Annotated in this window: 18 protein-coding genes; 11 read left to right on the top strand and 7 right to left on the bottom strand. The window is 34.5% G+C overall.

The genetic code is table 11. The annotated features are described in order from the left end of the window. The first annotated feature begins 2 nt into the window (after window positions 1-2). From AC1EUU_RS08720 to argH, 4 genes are all read left to right on the top strand, one after another. Window positions 3-938: a Rossmann-fold NAD(P)-binding domain-containing protein gene (locus AC1EUU_RS08720; protein ID WP_480201030.1), complete on the top strand. Its 936-nt coding sequence runs from the start codon at window positions 3-5 to the stop codon at window positions 936-938. A 1-nt stretch (window position 939) separates the two neighbouring features. Further along, window positions 940-1,716 carry an acetylglutamate kinase gene (argB, locus tag AC1EUU_RS08715; protein WP_480201029.1) on the top strand — a complete coding sequence of 259 codons (777 nt, stop codon included), beginning with the start codon at window positions 940-942 and terminating at the stop codon, window positions 1,714-1,716. Next, the gene (locus AC1EUU_RS08710) at window positions 1,713-2,774 is read left to right on the top strand and encodes a M20 family metallo-hydrolase (protein WP_480201028.1); all 1,062 of its coding nucleotides are present in this window, start codon (window positions 1,713-1,715) and stop codon (window positions 2,772-2,774) included. Before argB ends, AC1EUU_RS08710 begins: the two co-directional genes overlap by 4 nt. A gap of 83 nt (window positions 2,775-2,857) precedes the next feature. Further along, the gene (argH, locus tag AC1EUU_RS08705) at window positions 2,858-4,138 is read left to right on the top strand and encodes an argininosuccinate lyase (protein WP_480201027.1); all 1,281 of its coding nucleotides are present in this window, start codon (window positions 2,858-2,860) and stop codon (window positions 4,136-4,138) included. An 83-nt stretch (window positions 4,139-4,221) separates the two neighbouring features. Here the strand turns inward: argH and leuB are convergent, their stop codons facing one another. Genes leuB through AC1EUU_RS08685 form a run of 4 tightly spaced genes read right to left on the bottom strand, consistent with a single transcriptional unit; the run spans window position 4,222 to window position 8,513 of the window. Beyond that, on the bottom strand, window positions 4,222-5,340 hold the full coding sequence (gene leuB / locus AC1EUU_RS08700) for a 3-isopropylmalate dehydrogenase (protein WP_480201026.1): 1,119 nt from the start codon (window positions 5,338-5,340) through the stop codon (window positions 4,222-4,224). A gap of 10 nt (window positions 5,341-5,350) precedes the next feature. Continuing rightward, window positions 5,351-5,938, bottom strand: coding sequence for a 3-isopropylmalate dehydratase small subunit (gene leuD, locus AC1EUU_RS08695; protein WP_480201025.1), 588 nt, complete (start codon window positions 5,936-5,938; stop codon window positions 5,351-5,353). 4 nt (window positions 5,939-5,942) lie between these two features. After that, the gene (leuC, locus tag AC1EUU_RS08690) at window positions 5,943-7,340 is read right to left on the bottom strand and encodes a 3-isopropylmalate dehydratase large subunit (RefSeq protein ID WP_480201024.1); all 1,398 of its coding nucleotides are present in this window, start codon (window positions 7,338-7,340) and stop codon (window positions 5,943-5,945) included. Further along, window positions 7,341-8,513: a 2-isopropylmalate synthase gene (locus AC1EUU_RS08685; protein ID WP_480201023.1), complete on the bottom strand. Its 1,173-nt coding sequence runs from the start codon at window positions 8,511-8,513 to the stop codon at window positions 7,341-7,343. A 153-nt stretch (window positions 8,514-8,666) separates the two neighbouring features. On the opposite strand from AC1EUU_RS08685, the gene AC1EUU_RS08680 reads away from it, so the two are divergent. Continuing rightward, window positions 8,667-10,208, top strand: coding sequence for a hypothetical protein (locus AC1EUU_RS08680; RefSeq protein ID WP_480201022.1), 1,542 nt, complete (start codon window positions 8,667-8,669; stop codon window positions 10,206-10,208). On the opposite strand, the gene AC1EUU_RS08675 is transcribed toward AC1EUU_RS08680, so the two are convergent. From AC1EUU_RS08675 to AC1EUU_RS08665, 3 genes are read right to left on the bottom strand one after another with little or no spacing between them, the layout of a single operon-like run. After that, window positions 10,209-10,895 (bottom strand): RluA family pseudouridine synthase, encoded by a 687-nt coding sequence (locus AC1EUU_RS08675; RefSeq protein ID WP_480201021.1) that lies wholly within the window; start codon window positions 10,893-10,895, stop codon window positions 10,209-10,211. It lies immediately after the preceding gene. Between the two features lie 2 nt (window positions 10,896-10,897). Next, on the bottom strand, window positions 10,898-11,503 hold the full coding sequence (yihA, locus tag AC1EUU_RS08670) for a ribosome biogenesis GTP-binding protein YihA/YsxC (RefSeq protein WP_480201020.1): 606 nt from the start codon (window positions 11,501-11,503) through the stop codon (window positions 10,898-10,900). Between the two features lie 12 nt (window positions 11,504-11,515). Then, window positions 11,516-12,280 carry an alpha/beta fold hydrolase gene (locus AC1EUU_RS08665; protein ID WP_480201019.1) on the bottom strand — a complete coding sequence of 255 codons (765 nt, stop codon included), beginning with the start codon at window positions 12,278-12,280 and terminating at the stop codon, window positions 11,516-11,518. 235 nt (window positions 12,281-12,515) lie between these two features. On the opposite strand from AC1EUU_RS08665, the gene mraZ reads away from it, so the two are divergent. The 6 genes from mraZ to mraY are packed head-to-tail and all read left to right on the top strand — an operon-like array spanning window position 12,516 to window position 18,893. Next, window positions 12,516-12,989 carry a division/cell wall cluster transcriptional repressor MraZ gene (mraZ, locus tag AC1EUU_RS08660; RefSeq protein WP_480201018.1) on the top strand — a complete coding sequence of 158 codons (474 nt, stop codon included), beginning with the start codon at window positions 12,516-12,518 and terminating at the stop codon, window positions 12,987-12,989. Further along, entirely contained in the window at window positions 12,976-13,869 is an 894-nt protein-coding gene (rsmH, locus tag AC1EUU_RS08655; RefSeq protein WP_480201017.1) for a 16S rRNA (cytosine(1402)-N(4))-methyltransferase RsmH, read from the top strand. Before mraZ ends, rsmH begins: the two co-directional genes overlap by 14 nt. Then, a complete protein-coding gene (locus AC1EUU_RS08650) occupies window positions 13,869-14,189 on the top strand; it encodes an FtsL-like putative cell division protein (protein ID WP_480201016.1) in 321 nt (106 codons plus the stop codon). The genes rsmH and AC1EUU_RS08650 overlap by 1 nt, the downstream gene beginning before the upstream one ends. A 7-nt stretch (window positions 14,190-14,196) precedes the next feature. Continuing rightward, window positions 14,197-16,176, top strand: coding sequence for a penicillin-binding protein (locus AC1EUU_RS08645; protein WP_480201015.1), 1,980 nt, complete (start codon window positions 14,197-14,199; stop codon window positions 16,174-16,176). Between the two features lie 4 nt (window positions 16,177-16,180). Beyond that, window positions 16,181-17,644, top strand: coding sequence for a UDP-N-acetylmuramoyl-L-alanyl-D-glutamate--2,6-diaminopimelate ligase (locus AC1EUU_RS08640; RefSeq protein WP_480201014.1), 1,464 nt, complete (start codon window positions 16,181-16,183; stop codon window positions 17,642-17,644). A 13-nt stretch (window positions 17,645-17,657) separates the two neighbouring features. Further along, entirely contained in the window at window positions 17,658-18,893 is a 1,236-nt protein-coding gene (gene mraY, locus AC1EUU_RS08635) for a phospho-N-acetylmuramoyl-pentapeptide-transferase (protein WP_480201013.1), read from the top strand. Window position 18,894: the final 1 nt, after the last annotated feature.

Genomic DNA, 18,894 nt, shown 5'->3' with positions numbered 1-18,894 from the left:
AGATGAAGAAATATACAGATGTAAATGATATTATTAGTGTTGCCGAAATGATGGAGCAAGCAATTCTTTTAAAAAAGAATCCATTTCATTTTTCAGAGTTAGGTAAAAATAAGACCTTAGTTATGCTTTTTTTCAATGCTAGTTTGCGAACTAGGTTGAGTACTGAAAAAGCGGCTAAAAATCTTGGGATGCAAGTAATGATTTTAAATGTAAAAGATGCTTGGAACTTAGAGTTTGAAGACGGTACAATAATGAACCTCAATACCTCAGAACACATAAAAGAAGCCGCGCAGGTTATCTCTCAATATGCAGACATAATTGCTGTAAGAGCCTTTCCTACATTAGAAGATAAGACTACCGATGAAGCAGAACTAATATTGAACAGCTTTATGAAATATGCTTCGGTGCCTATCATTAATATGGAGAGCGCCACAGCGCATCCTTTACAAGCATTAACCGATGCAATTACAATTGAAGAATTAAAAATGAAGTCTAGACCAAAGGTTGTATTATCTTGGGCACCACACCCTAAGGCTTTGCCGCATGCGGTTGCGAATTCTTTTATTAAAATGATGCAAGAATTGCCTGTAGATTTTTCAATTACACACCCAAAAGGGTATGAGCTTAATCCGAAAGTTGTAAAAGACACTATAGTCAATAATGATCAAAAAGAAGCTTTAAAAGATGCTGACTTTGTTTATGTAAAAAATTGGTGCAGTTATTCAGACTATGGTAAGGTATTAAATCATGACGCTAATTGGATGCTTACACAAGAAAAATTGGGTAAGGGGAAGTTTATGCATTGTCTACCGGTAAGAAGAAATGTGGTTGTTGAAGATGCAATTTTAGATGGTGATAATTCTGTAGTAATTCAACAAGCAAATAATAGAACATATGCAGCTCAAGCTGTTATAAAACAAATTCTTGAAAATGCATAATATGCAGACCTTAAAAGTTGTTAAAATAGGAGGAAACATTATTGATGATTCTAAATCGTTAAGCGATTTTTTAAAACAGTTCGCAACGCTAAATGGCCCTAAAGTTTTAGTACATGGTGGAGGTAAACTCGCTACAAAGTTAGCTCAGAAAATGAATGTTGAGGTGAAAATGATTGATGGAAGACGGATTACGGATACAGATACTTTAACTATTATAACCATGGTTTATGCAGGGAAAGTCAATAAAAATATTATTGCCGAACTACAAGCATATGGTTGTAATAGTGTTGGGTTTTCAGGTGCAGATGGAAATACCGTGAATGCCGAAAAACGCCCTGTTAAAGATATAGATTTTGGATATGTTGGTGATATCAAAAATGTCAATACAAGTGTATTGAAAGTACTATTAGACAATGCTATTACACCAGTGTTCTGCGCCATTTCTCACGATGGGAAAGGGCAATTATTAAATACGAATGCAGATACCATTGCTTCTGAAATTGCAAAGGCATTTACCAATTTGTATAATGTGGAATTATATTATTGTTTTGAAAAAGGCGGAGTTCTTTTAGATATAAATGATGAAAATTCTATTATAGAAAAGCTAAATCATGAACATTACCAAGAACTAATTAAAGATAATATTATAGCAGATGGAATGCTTCCCAAATTGCACAATTGTTTTGACGCAATAGACAATAAAGTATATAAGGTTTGTATTGGTACATCAGAAATGCTGTTTAATGAAAACTCAAAATACACAATAATACAGGCATGATCCAAAAATTAACACAAGAAGCTATTGCATTACTAAAGAGTTTAATAGAAACCCCATCTTTTTCTTCTGAAGAAGATAAAACTGCACTATTAATTGAAAAATGGTTTGATCGGTATCAAATCCCATTTGATCGAGATAACAATAATATCTGGGCAGTTAACAAGCACTTCGATAACAGCAAACCAACACTTTTATTAAACTCCCATCATGACACGGTAAAGCCAAATAATGCTTATACGAAAGACCCTTTTAAAGCTATTGTTGAAGACGGAAAATTGTTCGGCCTTGGAAGTAATGATGCTGGGGGTTGTTTAGTATCATTAATTGCGACTTTCACGTATTTCTACACCAAAGAAAATTTAAAGTATAATTTGGTGATTGTTGCTTCTGCAGAAGAAGAAAGTAGTGGTGACAATGGTCTAAATAGTATGCTCTCTGTGATTCCAGAAATTGATGTGGCTATCGTTGGAGAGCCAACTTTAATGAATTTAGCGGTTGCAGAAAAGGGTTTGGTGGTCTTTGATGCTGTTGTAAACGGAACGCCGGGTCATGCAGCACATCCAAATAATAATAATGCAATTTATAAAACGATTGATGTGCTCAAATGGTTTGAAAATTTTGAGTTTGAAAAAAAATCGACTATGCTTGGTGCTGTAAAAATGACTGTAACGCAAATAAATGCGGGGAAACAGCACAATGCTATTCCCTCAGAAGTGAATTTAGTAATTGATGTGCGAGTCAATGATCGCTATTCCAATAAGGAGATTGTAGAAATTCTTAAAAACGAAGCGCCATGTGATGAAATAGTAGCAAGAAGTTTAAAATTAAACTCATCATCAATACCTGTAGAGCATGAGCTAGTAAAAACAGGCATTGCAATAGGAAGGTCAACCTACGGTTCTCCAACCTTGTCAGACCAAGCTTGCTTATCGTGCCCATCATTAAAATTAGGCCCAGGAGACAGTACGCGCTCACATTCGGCAGATGAGTTTATATATGTTCATGAAATTGAAGAAGGCATTGAAATCTACATTAAATTATTAGAGAAAATAATGTAAGGTTGAATAAGGTTATAACCTAAAAATACAAATGAATTAACCCTTAAAAATGAAAGTAGGATTTTCTGCTTTCACGGAAAATTATGAAACTTTGGGACAAAGGATTTTCAATTGATAAAAAAATTGAGCAGTTTACTATCGGTAACGATAGAGAGATAGATTTATATATTGCCTCTTATGATCTGCAGGCTTCCTCTGCACATGCAAAAATGTTAGCACATATCGGACTATTGTCTTCGGAAGAATTAACATTATTAGAAAGAGGTATAAACGAACTTCAGGATGAAATTAATGATGGAACATTTAAAATTGAAGAACAATTTGAAGATGTACATTCTAAAATTGAAGCAGAACTTACCATGAGGTGTGGAGAGGTTGGAAAAAAGATACATACAGCCCGATCAAGAAATGATCAGGTGCTAGTAGCCTTACAATTATATTATAAAGATCATTTAAAGTTAATTGAGCAAAAATCAAGAACTTTATTTGATACTTTATTAAATCTTGCTCAAGCCTACAGGGATAATTTATTACCTGGCTATACACATTTACAAGTGGCTATGCCTTCCTCTTTTGGTTTATGGTTTTCAGCATACGCAGAAATGATGGTTGATGATGTTTATTTATTACGGGCTGCTTATAAAGTGGTAGATCAAAATCCGTTGGGGTCGGCAGCGGGCTACGGAAGCTCATTTCCAATAGACAGAGCCTTTACTACCAAAGAACTAGGATTTTCAACCTTAAAATATAATGTAGTTGCGGCTCAAATGAGTAGAGGGAAAAGTGAAAGGACATTAGCTATTGCTCTGGGAAGTTTAGCAAATACACTTTCTAGGTTTGCTATGGATATATGTCTATATATGAGTCAGAATTTTAATTTTATTTCATTCCCTGACGAATTGACAACGGGCAGTAGTATTATGCCACATAAAAAAAATCCAGACGTATTTGAATTAATTAGAGGTAAAAGCAATAAGATTCAAGCCTTACAAGCCGAAATGGTTTTAATAACTAATAATTTGCCAAGTGGTTATCATAGAGATTATCAGTTGTTAAAAGAAAATATGATCAAAACCATTAATGATATGATTAGTATTTTAGAAATTTTTGATCATAGCATCAATCAAATAATTGTTAATGATATTGACCTTAATGATGAAAAATATAGATATTTATTTACAGTAGATAATATTAATAATTTGGTTATAGAAGGCTTATCATTTAGGGAAGCTTATAAAAACATTGGAGATCAAGTTCAAAAAGGGACTTACAGCCCAGATATGTCTAAACAGCATACTCATATAGGCAGTATTGGTAATTTAAATTTGGATAGGATAAAAGAAAAGTGGATAACAAATAATTAGATGAAGACAAAAAATAAGCCTTATTGAAAAATAAGGCTTATGCACTAACTATACTAATTCAAATGTCAATAATCACATAACTACTAGATTATTGTCGATTGTCCAATATGTATGTTCTGAAAGTTTATGTTAGTATCTTCTGGATACTGAACAAAATCAGCAATAAAATCGCCAACTTTATCTGTTGTTACATTATCAAATTCAGCATTAATGTCTGGAGTTGTAATTTTTAATTTTAGAGATTTCTCAACTCCTTTTCTAATAAGTTCAGCTTCATCAAGTAATTGAAAATGTTCTAATAACATTGCGGCTGATAAGATGGAAGCTATAGGGTTTGCAATTCCCTTACCTTTAGCCTGCGGATAAGAGCCATGAATTGGCTCGAATAAAGCATATTTTGAACCGATAGATGCTGACGCTAACAATCCGATAGAACCTCCAATAATGCTACCTTCGTCAGAAATAATATCACCAAACATATTTTCGGTTAGTATAACATCAAATTGACTTGGGTTCAATATGATTTGCATTGCAGCATTATCAACGAACAAAAAGTCTAGAGCAACGTCAGTATACTGTTTGCTAATTTCTGTTACCACTTTGCGCCAAAGTCTAGAGGTTTCTAATACATTCGCTTTATCAACTAAGGTTAATTTTTTACGTCTATTACGAGCTGCTTTAAAAGCTAGATGTGCGATGCGCTCAATTTCTTCTGCACTATATTCGCATAAGTCTGACGCTGCTTTACCATCTTTACTTAACTCTTTTTTCCCAAAGTATATTCCTCCAGTTAGCTCACGATAGATTGTGAAATCTGTACCTTTAATGATTTCCTTTTTCAAAGGCGATTTATCTAATAGTTGATCATATGCTTTTACCGGACGTATGTTGGTGAATAGCCCCAGTGATTTACGTAGTTTGAGTAATCCTTGCTCAGGACGCACTTTGGCGGAAGGATCATTGTCGTATTTCGGGTCGCCAATAGCCCCAAATAAAACGGCATCGGCATCATAACAAGTCTGTAATGTTTCTTCAGGTAATGGATCACCGGCGGTATCAATAGCAGCGGCGCCTACTAGAGCTTCTTTAAAAATGAATGTGTGATCGAACTGATGTGCGACAGCTTCCAAAACTTTCTTTGCCTGCGATGTTACCTCTGGCCCAATGCCATCACCAGCTAATACTGCAATTTGTAATTTCATAGTCTATTTTTTATTGAGTTGCCATTTCGTAGGCTTTAATCTTATCTTTTTTACTTAGTAAGTAATCAATATCATCATATCCATTTAGAAGACATAATTTTTTATAAGGGTTTATTTCAAAACGTTCCCTTAAATGATTCCCTTGTACATGGATGGTTTGTTGTTCTAAATTTACTTCAAGGGTTGTATGCTGATTTTGAGTAATTTCTTTTAATAAAAACTGAAGGTAATCTTCAGATACCTGTATTGGTAAAATACCATTGTTAAGAGCGTTACCTCTAAAAATATCCGCAAAAAAGCTGCTAATGATTACTTTAAATCCATAGCCCGCTAATGCCCAAGCAGCATGTTCCCTACTAGAGCCGCAACCAAAATTAGTACCTGCTACGAGTATGTTTCCCTTATAACGAGCATCATTTAAAACAAAGTTATGGTTTATACTGCCATCTTTGTTATATCGCCAATCTCTAAATACGTTATCACCAAAACCATTTTTATCTGTAGCTTTTAAGAAGCGTGCCGGTATAATCTGATCGGTATCTATATTTTCTATTGCTAAAGGTACAGCAGTTGATATTATTTTTTTAAAAGCTTCCATATTCTTATACCAAGGCTATAGATTCAACATGTTCGGTTACATCAACAATTTTGCCAGCAACTGCAGTTGCAGCTGCTACCAATGGGCTTGCCAAGATAGTTCTTGATCCTTGTCCTTGACGACCTTCAAAATTTCTATTCGAAGTAGAAACACAATATTCACCTTCGGGTATTTTATCATCGTTCATCGCTAAACAAGCAGAGCAACCTGGTTGACGTAATTGAAATCCTGCAGCCATGAAAACTTCATTTAATCCTTCGTCGTTTATTTGTTTTGCTACTTGTTGTGAACCCGGCACTAACCAAGCAATTACATTTTCGGCCTTTTGCTTGCCTTTGATATATTTAGCAGCTATCCTAAAATCTTCAATTCTAGAATTTGTGCAACTACCTATAAATACATAGTTAATAGGCTTATTTATTAAGGATTCTCCTTCCTTAAACCCCATATAGGTTAAAGATTTCTCAAAAGAAGGATCTTTACTTTCTGGAATAGATTCATTAATCTTGATGCCCATTCCTGGATTTGTACCATAAGTAACCATTGGTTCGATGTCTTCGGCATCAAAATAATATTCTTGATCGAAAATCGCTCCTTCATCAGTTTTTAAGGTCTTCCAGTGGGCAACCTTTTTTTCAAATGCCTCACCCTTAGGAGCAAACTCTCGTCCTTTTATATAATCAAACGTAGTTTGATCTGGCGCTATCATACCTCCGCGTGCGCCCATTTCTATACTCATATTGCAAACGGTCATTCTTCCTTCCATCGACATTTCTTCAAAAACATTCCCAGCGTATTCGCAAAAATATCCGGTTCCTGAATTTGTACCTAGTTTGGCAATAATATATAGAATAACGTCTTTAGGTAATACCCCCTTCTTTAATTTACCATTAACGTTTACACGAAGTTTTTTTGGTTTTTGAAGAAGTAAACATTGACTTGCAAATACTTGTGCTACCTGACTTGTGCCTATTCCAAAAGCAATAGTGCCAAAAGCACCATGAGTAGATGTGTGACTGTCACCACAAACCATGGTCATGCCAGGTTGGGTTATACCCAGCTCAGGCGCCATTACGTGTACTATGCCATTATACTTATGCCCTAATCCGTACAGCGTAATATTATTTTTATTACAGTTTTCGGTCAATTGCTTTATTTGATTTCTAGATAAAGCATCCTTTATAGGAAGATGTTGATTTAAGGTGGGCGTATTATGATCTGCTGTAGCGACGATCTTATCTGGCCTAGCAATAGAAATATTTCTTTTTTCCAATTCAGAAAAAGCTTGAGGACTGGTTACCTCATGAATTAAATGCTTGTCAATATACAATATGGATGGACCATTTTCTATAATGTCAACTACATGTGCATCCCATACCTTATCAAATAATGTTTTATTCATTTATGCAAAAATTGAAGTGCCTATGTCACTGGTTTTAACAATAGCATGAATATCTTCGTCTAAAATTTCTTTTTTTCTGTCAGCAAAATTTAAGAAAGTGGCATAGACTTTATCTAATTGAAGTTTAGAAAGCTCATATCCAATTTTCTTCGCTCGATAGGCAAGCGCAGCTCTTCCACTACGTGCGGTTAAAACTATTGCTGATTCTGTTACTCCAACATCTTTTGGGTCTATAATTTCGTAGGTTTCACGATTTTTTATAACGCCATCCTGATGAATCCCTGAACTATGTGCAAAGGCATTTGATCCAACGATAGCCTTATTAGGTTGCACCGGCATACCCATACTTTCTGAAACCAATAGACTGGTATTATAAAGCATTGAAGTATTAATATTAGTGTCTAAGTTTAAATAAGGGTGTTGTTTTAAAATCATCACAACTTCTTCAAGTGAAGTGTTGCCTGCTCTTTCGCCAATGCCATTAATGGTGCATTCTATTTGTCGGGCTCCATTAATAACACCTGATATAGAATTAGCAGTTGCTAAACCTAGGTCATTGTGACAATGACATGATAGCGTCGCTTTTTCAATCCCTTTAACATGTTCTTTAAGGTATTTTATTTTAGCACCATATTCTTCAGGTAAACAATATCCTGTGGTATCCGGGATGTTCAATACTGTTGCTCCTGCTTTTATTACTTCCTCGCAGACTCGTGCTAGATATTCATTATCAGTACGCCCGGCATCTTCTGCGTAAAATTCAACATCTTCTACAAAAGATTTGGCATATGCCACAGCGGCAACCGCTCTCTCAATTATTTTATCTTTGGTAGAGTTAAACTTATGCGTAATATGTGAATCTGAAGTGCCTATACCTGTATGAATTCTCGGTTTTACTGCATTTTTAAGAGCTTGAGCTGCTACTTCAATATCTTTTTTGACAGATCTTGTTAATCCACATACAGTGGCATTTTTTACTACTTTTGAGATTTCATCAACAGACAGGAAGTCGCCCGGACTAGAAATAGGAAATCCGGCTTCGATAACGTCAACACCTAGAATATCCAGTTCTCTTGCAATTACTAACTTTTGTTCAGTGTTTAATTTGCAACCCGGAACTTGCTCGCCATCTCTAAGCGTAGTATCAAAAATTTGAACCTTTTCTTTGCTCATAATTTCGGTTTAAATTTCATTATTGTTATACAAAATTATATTTTGGTTTTATCTAAGGTTGAAAAATGTGATTTTAGTTTACAATGTTTAAATCACTTTTGAAGTATTTAAAAACTTTATTTTCAATGATATACAGTATTAATTGATACGACGATGAACCATCAAAAAGACAATTTATTTGTTTTAATTAAGTCACTTTCTAAGTCAGAAAAGCGACATTTTAAACTATATGTCGGTAGATTAGATGTAAATACCGATTCAAAATTTTTAATGTTGTTTAATTTATTAGAGAAGTTGCCCAAGTACAATGAAAAGGCAATTTTGGATAGTAAAATTGTAAAGAAAGCGCAGCTTTCAAACCTTAAAGCGCATTTATATAAGCAAATTTTAATCAGTTTACGATTAAACCCATCTCATAAAGACATAAGAATTCAGATTAGAGAGCAATTAGACTTTGCCACTATCTTATATCATAAAGGGCTCTATAAACAAAGCTTAAAGATTTTAGATAAGGCAAAAAATCAGGCTATGGAACATCAAGAAAAGAACATAGCATATCAAATCGTAGAACTCGAGAAAATTATAGAGTCTCAGTATATTACAAGAAGTATTAGCGGTAGAGCAGATGAGCTTGTAGTTCAGGCGAAACAGCTTAGTATGGATAATGTTATAGCTAGTAAACTATCTAATTTGTCATTACAGCTTTATGGAATCTTGCTTAAAACCGGTTATGTAAAAAATGATGATGAGTTTAAAATAATTACCAAATATTTTAATGACCGATTGCCAAAGTTTAATTGGAATGACTTAGGTTTTCGCGAGAAGTTATGGCTTTATAAATCGCACCTATGGTATAGTTTTTTAGTGCATGATTTTTTATCATGTTACAAATATGCTTCAAAATGGGTGGAGTTATTCTATTTAAATAGGGCAATGATTAATTTAAATCCGGTTTTTTTCTTAAAAGGAAATCACTATTTGCTAGAAGCGCTTTTCTTGTTAAGGCACCATACGCAGTTTAAAGTATCATTAGAACAACTTGAAATGGTAGTGAGGTCTAAAGACTTTCCTAAAGACGATAATATTGAAACTTTAAGTTTTCTATATATCTACAATAATAAGTTAAACCTGCATTTTATGGAGGGAACTTTTAAGGAGGGAATTCCATTGGTAGATGATATTTTAAAGGGGATGAAACAATATCATAATAGGGTTGATGTACACCATGTAATGCTTTTTTATTATAAGATTGCCAGTTTGTATTTTGGAGCGAATGAGTATAAAAAAAGTATAGAATATTTAGAGATGATCATTAGTAATAGATCTTTGAAAATGCGGGAAGACCTAATGTGTTTTGCTCGTATTTTAAGCCTTATTGCACATTACGAGGCTGGAATGGATTATCATTTAGAAGTGCAGCTCAAGAGCACCTATAAATTTTTATTGAAAATGAATGATTTGCATGAGGTTCAAAAAGACATTATTGCTTTCATGAAAGGGCTGGGAGATGTGTATCCGCATCAAATAAAGGGAGAATTTAAAAAATTACATCAAAAGTTGAAAGTTTATGAGGATGATCCGTATGAAAGGAGATCATTTTTATACCTTGATATATTATCTTGGCTAGAGAGTAAGATAGAAAACAGATCTGTAGATGAAATTATAAAGGAAAAATTTTTAGCTATGAAACGATAGTTACTTACAGTTATTCCAAATTATGTCGTTTGGTGGCGAAGCTTCTACTTTAATAGTTTCTTTGGAAACAGGATGTGTAAATGCTATACTTTTGGCATGGAGATGAATTCCACCGTCTTTATTGCTTCTATTAAATCCATATTTAAGATCACCTTTTATAGGGGAGCCTATTGCTGAGAGTTGTGCGCGAATTTGATGATGACGGCCAGTTTCAAGGTCGATCTCTAACAACGAATAATTATCTAAATGTTTAAGGGTATTATAATGTAAAACGGCACGCTTACTTCCAGCTGTTTCTTTATGAAAAACGGTTGATTTATTGTTTTTAGGGTTCTTTTTTAAATAATTTATAAGTGTGCCACATTCTTCCTTAGGTTTGTTTTTTACAATGGCCCAATATGTTTTCCTTATTTTTTTATCTCGAAGCATTTTATTTAAACGCTCTAATGCTTTAGAGGTTCGGGCAAAAATAATAATTCCGGTGGTAGGTCTATCTAACCTATGCACTACGCCTAAATAAACGTTACCCGGTTTCTGATATTTTTTTTTAATGTACTGTTTAACAATTTCACTTAAAGGAGTGTCACCAGTTTTGTCACCCTGAATAAGATCTCCTACTTTTTTATTAATAATGATCAGATGATTATCTTCATAAACAACATCTAATGTAGCTAATGTAGAAGCCATTTTTATTGAGCTTTTAGATCATTATTTACGGCTTCGATAAAATCTAATAATTCTTCACGACCAACTTTTGATGTCGAAGAAGTGATAAAGTACTGAGGAATTTCTTCCCAAGTTTTTAACAATTCTTTTTGATAAGCCTTTATATTTTTATTTAGCTGAGAGGGTTTAAGCTTATCAGATTTTGTAAAAACTATGCAGAAAGGTATACCGCTCTCACCTAAAAACTGCATAAAATCAAGATCAATTTTTTGAGGTTCATGCCTAGAATCTACCAGTACAAAAGAGCAGGTTAACTGTTGGCGCTTTAAAAAATAATCAGTAATAAATTTCTGAAATGACTTGCGTAGTTCCTTTGAAACTTTTGCATAGCCATATCCTGGTAGGTCAACCAAAAACCATTGCTCATTTATTCTAAAGTGATTGATGAGTTGTGTTTTTCCTGGTTTCCCTGAAGTTTTTGCTAAATTTTTATTGTTTACCAGCATATTGATCAATGTAGATTTACCAACATTTGATCTTCCAATAAATGCATATTCAGGTAAAAATTCATTGGGGCACTTAGCAACTGAAGTGTTACTGATTACAAACGTAGCTGACTTAATTTTCATAATGAAAATTGTTTAGAGCTTTTCTTTTGTTAACCAACTATCGAGTAGTGTGTTGAATGTATCAGGGTGCTCCATCATTGGGGCATGTCCACATTTATCAATCCAGTATAAACTTGAATTTGGTAAGAGTTTGTCAAACTCTTCGGCTACTTCTGGTGGTGTAACGGTATCATTTTTTCCCCAAATTAATCCAGCAGGCATCTTCATGTCTGGCAAATCTTTAGACATATTATGTCTTATGGCACTCTTGGCGATGGCTAAGGTTCTAATAAGTTTATTCCGGTCATTAATCGATTCGTAAACATCATCAATAATCTCTTTAGTTGCTATTGAAGGATCATAAAATACATCTTGAGCTTTTTTCTTTACATATTCATAATCTCCACGCTTAGGGTAACTCTCGCCCATTGAATTTTCATACAATCCAGAGCTGCCCGTAAGCACAATTCCTGCAACATTATCTGGATAATGTTTTGTATAATACAATGCTATATGGCCGCCTAAAGAATTACCAAGAAGTATATAATCTTCTAATTCTTTGAATAGTGTAAACTCTCTAATAAATTTAGCTAAGCTTTTCACATTGGTCTTGAGTAGAGGCAAAGAATAAATAGGAAGCTCGGGCATTAAAACTTGATATCCTTTACTTGAAAAATAATCAAAGACACCATCAAAATTACTTAGATTTCCCATCAGTCCATGCAAGATGATGATGGGCCTTCCTTCACCAGATTCTAAGTAATTGAATTTCCCTTCTTTTTTGTAGTTGTCACCCATTAAATGTTTCGTCGGTTTATAGCTAGTTGCAAAAGTAACTATTTTGGTTCAAAGTACAGATTTTCTTCAAGATTCGAAAACCTTTTCCTTATAAAGAGTTTTGGGTTGTTGTAAATATTTGATATACAGCACAATATTTTAAAAAATAGAAAGTTATCAACAAAGTGGTAAAAAATGGTAAAAAGTGGTAAAATTCTGTATATTTGTCACTATATCTGCAAAAACTAGTAACTGAGTGGTAAGTCTAATTGGTACATATGAGTGTAAGGCCGACGTCAAGGGACGTCTTTTAGTGCCTTCGCCTATTAAGAAACAATTAGCTACTGTTTTGAATGAAGGCTTTGTTTTAAAACGAGCAGTATTTCAACCTTGTTTGGAGTTGTATCCTATGAGTGAATGGAATGCAATGATGCAGAAGGTGAATAAGCTCAATCGATTTGTTAAGAAGAATAATGATTTCATCCGTCGTTTTACGGCAGGTGTAAAAGTGGTTGAGCTTGATGGAGCAGGTAGATTACTTATTCCTAAAGACCTACATTCTTTTGCTGGTATTTCAAAAGAAGTAGTGCTTACAGCAGTTGGTAATATTGTTGAGGTTTGGGATAAGCAGCGTTACGAAAAGGCAATTGATGATGCTACCGTTGATTTTGCTGAATTAGCAGAAGAAGTAATGGGCGGTGAAAATATGATGGACGATGAGTTATCATAGTCCGGTTTTGCTCTTTGAAAGTGTTGATGGTTTAGCTATTGATCCAGGTGGAGTTTATGTAGATGTAACATTTGGAGGGGGAGGTCACTCTCGTGAAATTTTAAACCGATTGGGTGAAGATGGAAGACTGTTCGCTTTTGATCAGGACGAAGATGCCTTACAGAATTCGATTGATGATGATCGATTTACACTAATTGGTGAGAATTTTCGCTATATCAAACGATTTTTAAGATTCCATGGTGTTAAAAAGGTAGATGGTATACTCGCTGATTTAGGAGTTTCATCACATCAATTTGATGTGGCCGAACGCGGATTTTCAATCAGATTTGACGCAAAACTCGATATGAGAATGAATCAACAGGGTGAGGTCACGGCGTTTCATATTATAAATGAATATGAAGAAGAGAAGCTAGGGAATATTCTCTTCCAGTTTGGAGAATTAAGAAATGCAAAGGCTATTGCAAATGCAATTGTAAAAGCTCGACAAGAAGGTGAGATAACGTCAAGTTTTGACCTAAAAAAGGCTTTGCAACGTTTCCTTCCAAAAAGTAAAGAGCATAAAATTTTAGCGCAGATATTTCAAGCAGTTCGAATAGAGGTAAATGAAGAACTAGAGGCTTTGAAAGCGTTTTTGCAACAAACAATTGAAATATTGAATCCTGGTGGGAAATTAAGTGTGATTTCATATCATTCTTTAGAAGATAGATTGGTAAAGCGTTTTATGCGCAGTGGATTATTTGAAGGCGAACCCGAAAAAGATTTTTTTGGGAATGTAAACCTTCCCTTTAAAAAAGGAAAACTCATAACGCCATCCGCGAAAGAAATAAAAGAAAATAATAGAGCGCGTAGCGCGAAATTAAGAATTGCAACAAAGTTATAATGGCCAAATTTAAGCAGACAATCTACAATGTTTTAAAAGGGAAATTCCTAGTAGATGAAGATGCTCATAAAAACTGGACCATGCTCATCTTTTTGGCAACCTTAGCTCTGATTATGATAGCCAGCGCACATAGTGTTGATAATAAGGTTCAGAAAATTGCAACACTCAATAAGAAAAAACGTGAATTACGCTCTGAGTTTGTCGCCACTCGGTCAGAGCTAATGAAGCTCAAAATGGAGTCTTCAATTACCAAAAGACTGGCAGAAAAGGGGTTGTTTATTTCAGAAAATCCCCCTAAAAAAATTAAAGTAAATCAATAAAAAATAATTGGCAACAGAAAAAAAGAACATACTTAATAAATTATACCTACTAACCGGATGTATGTTTTTGTTTGCTTTGGCAATAACCTATAAACTGGTTGATATTCAATTTTTTAAAGGTGAATTTTATCGTGATCAAGCGGAGAAAGGCACTATTAAGAATTTTGAGATTCCTGCAAACCGCGGTAATGTTTATACTGCAGATGGTAGTCTATTGGCTACATCCGTTTCAAAATTTGATATCAGAATGGATGCGGTAACAATATCGCCTGAGAATTTTGAAGATGGAATCAAGGGATTGAGTAGAGCGTTGTCAAAAATGCTTGGAAATACACCAGGAGCCTGGGAGTCAAAAATTAGACAAGCCAGAAAAGTTAAGAATAGATATTTATTTATAACACGCAATCTTAGTTATAATGAATATCAACAAATCAAGAAATTTCCAATTTTCAATTTAGGGACCTATAAAGGAGGTTTAATTGCTGAACAACGAACAGTCCGCGAGCATCCCATTGGGAAAATTGCTGAGCGATATGTTGGATATGATGACTATCGTGGTCGTGTAGGAATAGAAGGCAACTTTCGTAATTATTTAAAAGGCAAAAATGGGAATCGACTTAAACAAAAGATTGCTAAAGGACAATGGAAACCCCTTAACGACAACAATGAAGTTGAACCCATTGATGGTAAAGATGTTTACACTACAATAGATCTTAACATTCAAGATATTGCACACCACACCTTATTAGAGCAACTTGAAAAATATGCAGCAGATCATGGAACCGTAGTTGTAATGGAAACGAAGTCGGGCGAAGTGAAAGCCATTTCAAATCTTGGAAGAAATAAAGAAGGGAAATATTATGAGCGTTTAAATCATGCCGTAGGTGAATCTCACGAGCCTGGATCAACCTTTAAGTTGATGAGCATAATTGTTGCTTTAGAAGATAAGGTTATTGATACCGGAGCTGTAATTGATACCGAAAATGGAACACTCAAGATTTATGATAGAACCGTTCGTGACTCGCGAAGAGGAGGGTATGGTAAAGTTTCTGCAGCGCGTGCATTTGAGGTTTCTTCAAATGTAGGGATTGTTAAGATTATTGAAGAGAACTATAAAAACAATCCTAAAAAATTTATTCACGGACTCCAACGTATGAACATAGGAGATAAACTTGATGTTCCAATTAAAGGAGAAGGAGCACCTTTTATCCCGAATCCAGAAGATAAAAAAGGATGGTATGGTACTTCATTAGCATGGATGACACATGGTTATGGTGTAGAGATTACTCCTTTACAAACATTGGCTTTTTACAATGCTATTGCCAATAATGGCGAAATGGTGAAACCGAGATTTATTAAAGAGGTTCGATCTCAGAATAAAATTATTGAACGTTTTGAACGAGAAATTATTAACCCAAAAGTATGCTCTCAAGAAACCATCAATAAAGTAAAAGTAATGATGGAAAATGTAGTACGTCGAGGCACTGCAGAGAATATTTACGATAAAAATTATTCTATGGCGGGCAAAACAGGTACTTGTCAAGCAGAATATTGGACCGGAAATACTCAGTATATATCTTCTTTTGTAGGATACTTCCCTGCTGATAATCCCAAATATTCATGTATTGTGGTTATTCATAAACCTGATAAGAAAATTGGGTATTACGGTAATGTAGTAGCGGCACCGGTCTTTAAAAAAATTGCACAGAAAATCTATACAGATACACCGCTACTTGAAGAAATTAATAAAACAAACTTCAACTATCAGCTGGTTCATGAAAACTTTGAAGGTTATAATGAAAAAGCAGTTAAAGAATATGCTACAATGCCAAACTTAAAAAATATGCCTGGAATGGACGCTGTTGCACTGCTTGAAAATTTAGGATTTCGAGTAGATTCTGAAGGTACAGGTAAGGTGAAGAAGCAATCAATTAAACCGGGTAGAAAAATAGAAAAAGGATCAATTATTAAACTTAATCTGTCTTAGATATTTGAAAAACTTAAAAGACATATTATTTAAAGTTTCAATCGAGTCAGTATATGGCACTACAGACTTAAATATTGCGTCGATAGATTTTGATTCGAGAAAAGTTAGTGATCAAAGTTTGTTTGTTGCAGTAAAAGGATCTGTAGTTGATGGGCATAGATTTATTGATGATGTAATTTTAAAAGGAGTGAGAGCAGTTATTTGCGAAGATCTTCCATCCAAACGCAGTGATCATACTACCTATATAGTAGTAAATAATGCTAATGAGGCATTAGCTATACTTGCCGCGAACTTTTACGATAACCCGTCGCAAAAATTAAAGTTGATTGGCGTTACAGGCACAAATGGTAAAACAACAATAGCTAGCTTATTGTATAGTCTTTTTAAAAAGGCAGGATACAAAGTTGGATTATTATCAACGGTTAAAGTACTCGTAGACGAGCAGCAATTCCCTGCGACGCACACAACGCCCGATTCAGTTACAATTAACAACTATCTAAATAAAATGATTACCGCTGGGGTAGACTACTGCTTTATGGAAGTGAGTTCTCATGGAATTGATCAAAATAGAACTACTGGTCTAAATTTTATGGGAGGAATTTTCACCAATCTTTCACATGATCATTTAGATTACCATAACACATTTGCAGAATATAGAGATGTGAAAAAGAAATTCTTTGATGATTTGCCAAAATCAGCATTTGCCTTGGTAAATATTGATGATAAGAATGGTAAGATAATGTTGCAAAACACTGAAGCTAAAAAGTTTACGTACGCGCTAAAAACTGTAGCAGACTATAAAGCTAAAATATTAGAAAATCAACTTAATGGCTTACTCTTAAGTATTAATAATAATGAAGTATGGACAAAATTAATTGGAAGCTTTAATGCTTACAATTTACTAGCTATTTATGCTACAGCAGATTTGTTAGAAATAGAACCTATTGAAAATCTTAGGCTATTAAGTGGGCTTGAAAGTGTAAGCGGACGTTTTCAATATCTGATTTCTGATAAAGGAATAACAGCAATTGTTGACTATGCACATACACCAGATGCCTTAAAGAATGTGCTTGAAACGATTAATGCTATTAGAACACATAATGAAAAAGTGATTACTGTTGTTGGATGTGGTGGCGATCGCGATAAAACCAAACGCCCAAAAATGGCTCATATCGCTTCCGAGCTTTCAAGTCAGGCAATTTTCACCTCAGATAACCCTCGGTCAGAAGACCCTCAAGAGATTATCGAAGATATGGAAGCTGGTGTGCAGCCCCAAAATTTCAAAAAAACAATTTCAATAGTAGATAGAAAACAAGCGATTAAAACTGCAGGAAAGCTGGCCGAAGAAGGAGACATTGTTTTAATAGCGGGCAAAGGTCATGAGACCTATCAAGAAATTAATGGTGTAAAAACCGATTTTGATGATTATAAAATAGTTAAAGACATTTTAATAGAATTAGAAAAATAACGCGCTAAACTATATGTTATATTATTTATTTGAATATTTGGAAAAACATTATGAACTAGCTGGAGCCGGATTATTTCAATACATCTCCTTTCGTTCGGCTGCAGCTTTTGTTTTTTCAATTCTTATCTCCACTATTTTTGGCCGTCGCATTATTGACAAATTGAGACGTCTTCAAATAGGTGAATCAGTGCGTGATCTTGGCTTAGAAGGCCAAAAAGAAAAGACAGGTACTCCTACAATGGGTGGTGTCATTATTATTTTGGCAACAGTAATTCCAGTATTGCTTTTTGCAGAATTAAGTAATGTATACATCATCATTTTATTAGTATCAACTCTCTGGATGGGACTCATTGGATTTCTAGACGATTACATAAAAGTCTTTAAAAAGGATAAAGATGGTCTTAAAGGACGGTTTAAGGTTTTAGGTCAAATTGGCTTAGGAATCTTTGTTGGATGTATGCTGCATTTCTCGCCAAGTGTGGTTGTAAAAGAGAAAAAACAATTACCAGCAGAAACTCAGGTGCAATTGCAAACTCAAAACCCATCTGAACTTTTTGAGAAAGAGCAAAAATCGTTTAAAACAACAATTCCATTTGTTAAGAATAATGAATTTGATTATTCCTCTCTGATAAGTTGGATGGGAGAAGGTGTGAAATCGTACAGTTGGATACTTTTCGTTCTTATCGTTGTATTTATCATTACCGGAACCTCAAATGGAGCCAATTTAACGGATGGTATAGACGGGTTGGCAGCAGGTTCTTCTGCAATCATAGTATCTGCATTAGGAATATTCGCATGGGTTTCAGGTAATATAATCTTCTCTAATTATTTAAATGTAATGTACATACCGAATTCAGGTGAAATGACGGTATACATAAGTGCTTTTGTAGGAGGTCTCATCGGATTTTTATGGTATAACACATACCCGGCACAAGTGTTTATGGGAGATACAGGTAGCTTAACAATTGGAGGAATCATTGCGGTATTGGCGATTGCTGTTCGTAAAGAATTCTTATTACCAATTCTGGCAGGAATCTTCTTTGCAGAAACCCTTTCTGTAATGATGCAAGTGAGTTATTTTAAATACACTCGAAAAAAGTATGGAGAAGGTCGCCGCATCTTTTTAATGTCTCCATTACACCATCATTTTCAGAAGAAAGGATATCACGAAAGTAAAATCGTAGCAAGATTCTGGATTATTGGAATCATGCTCGCGGTATTGTCAATAATAACATTGAAAGTGAGGTAAA

The sequence above is a fragment of the Maritimimonas sp. 2205BS37-2 genome (genome assembly GCF_056591755.1).
This window is presented reverse-complemented; position numbering and strand designations above follow the sequence as displayed.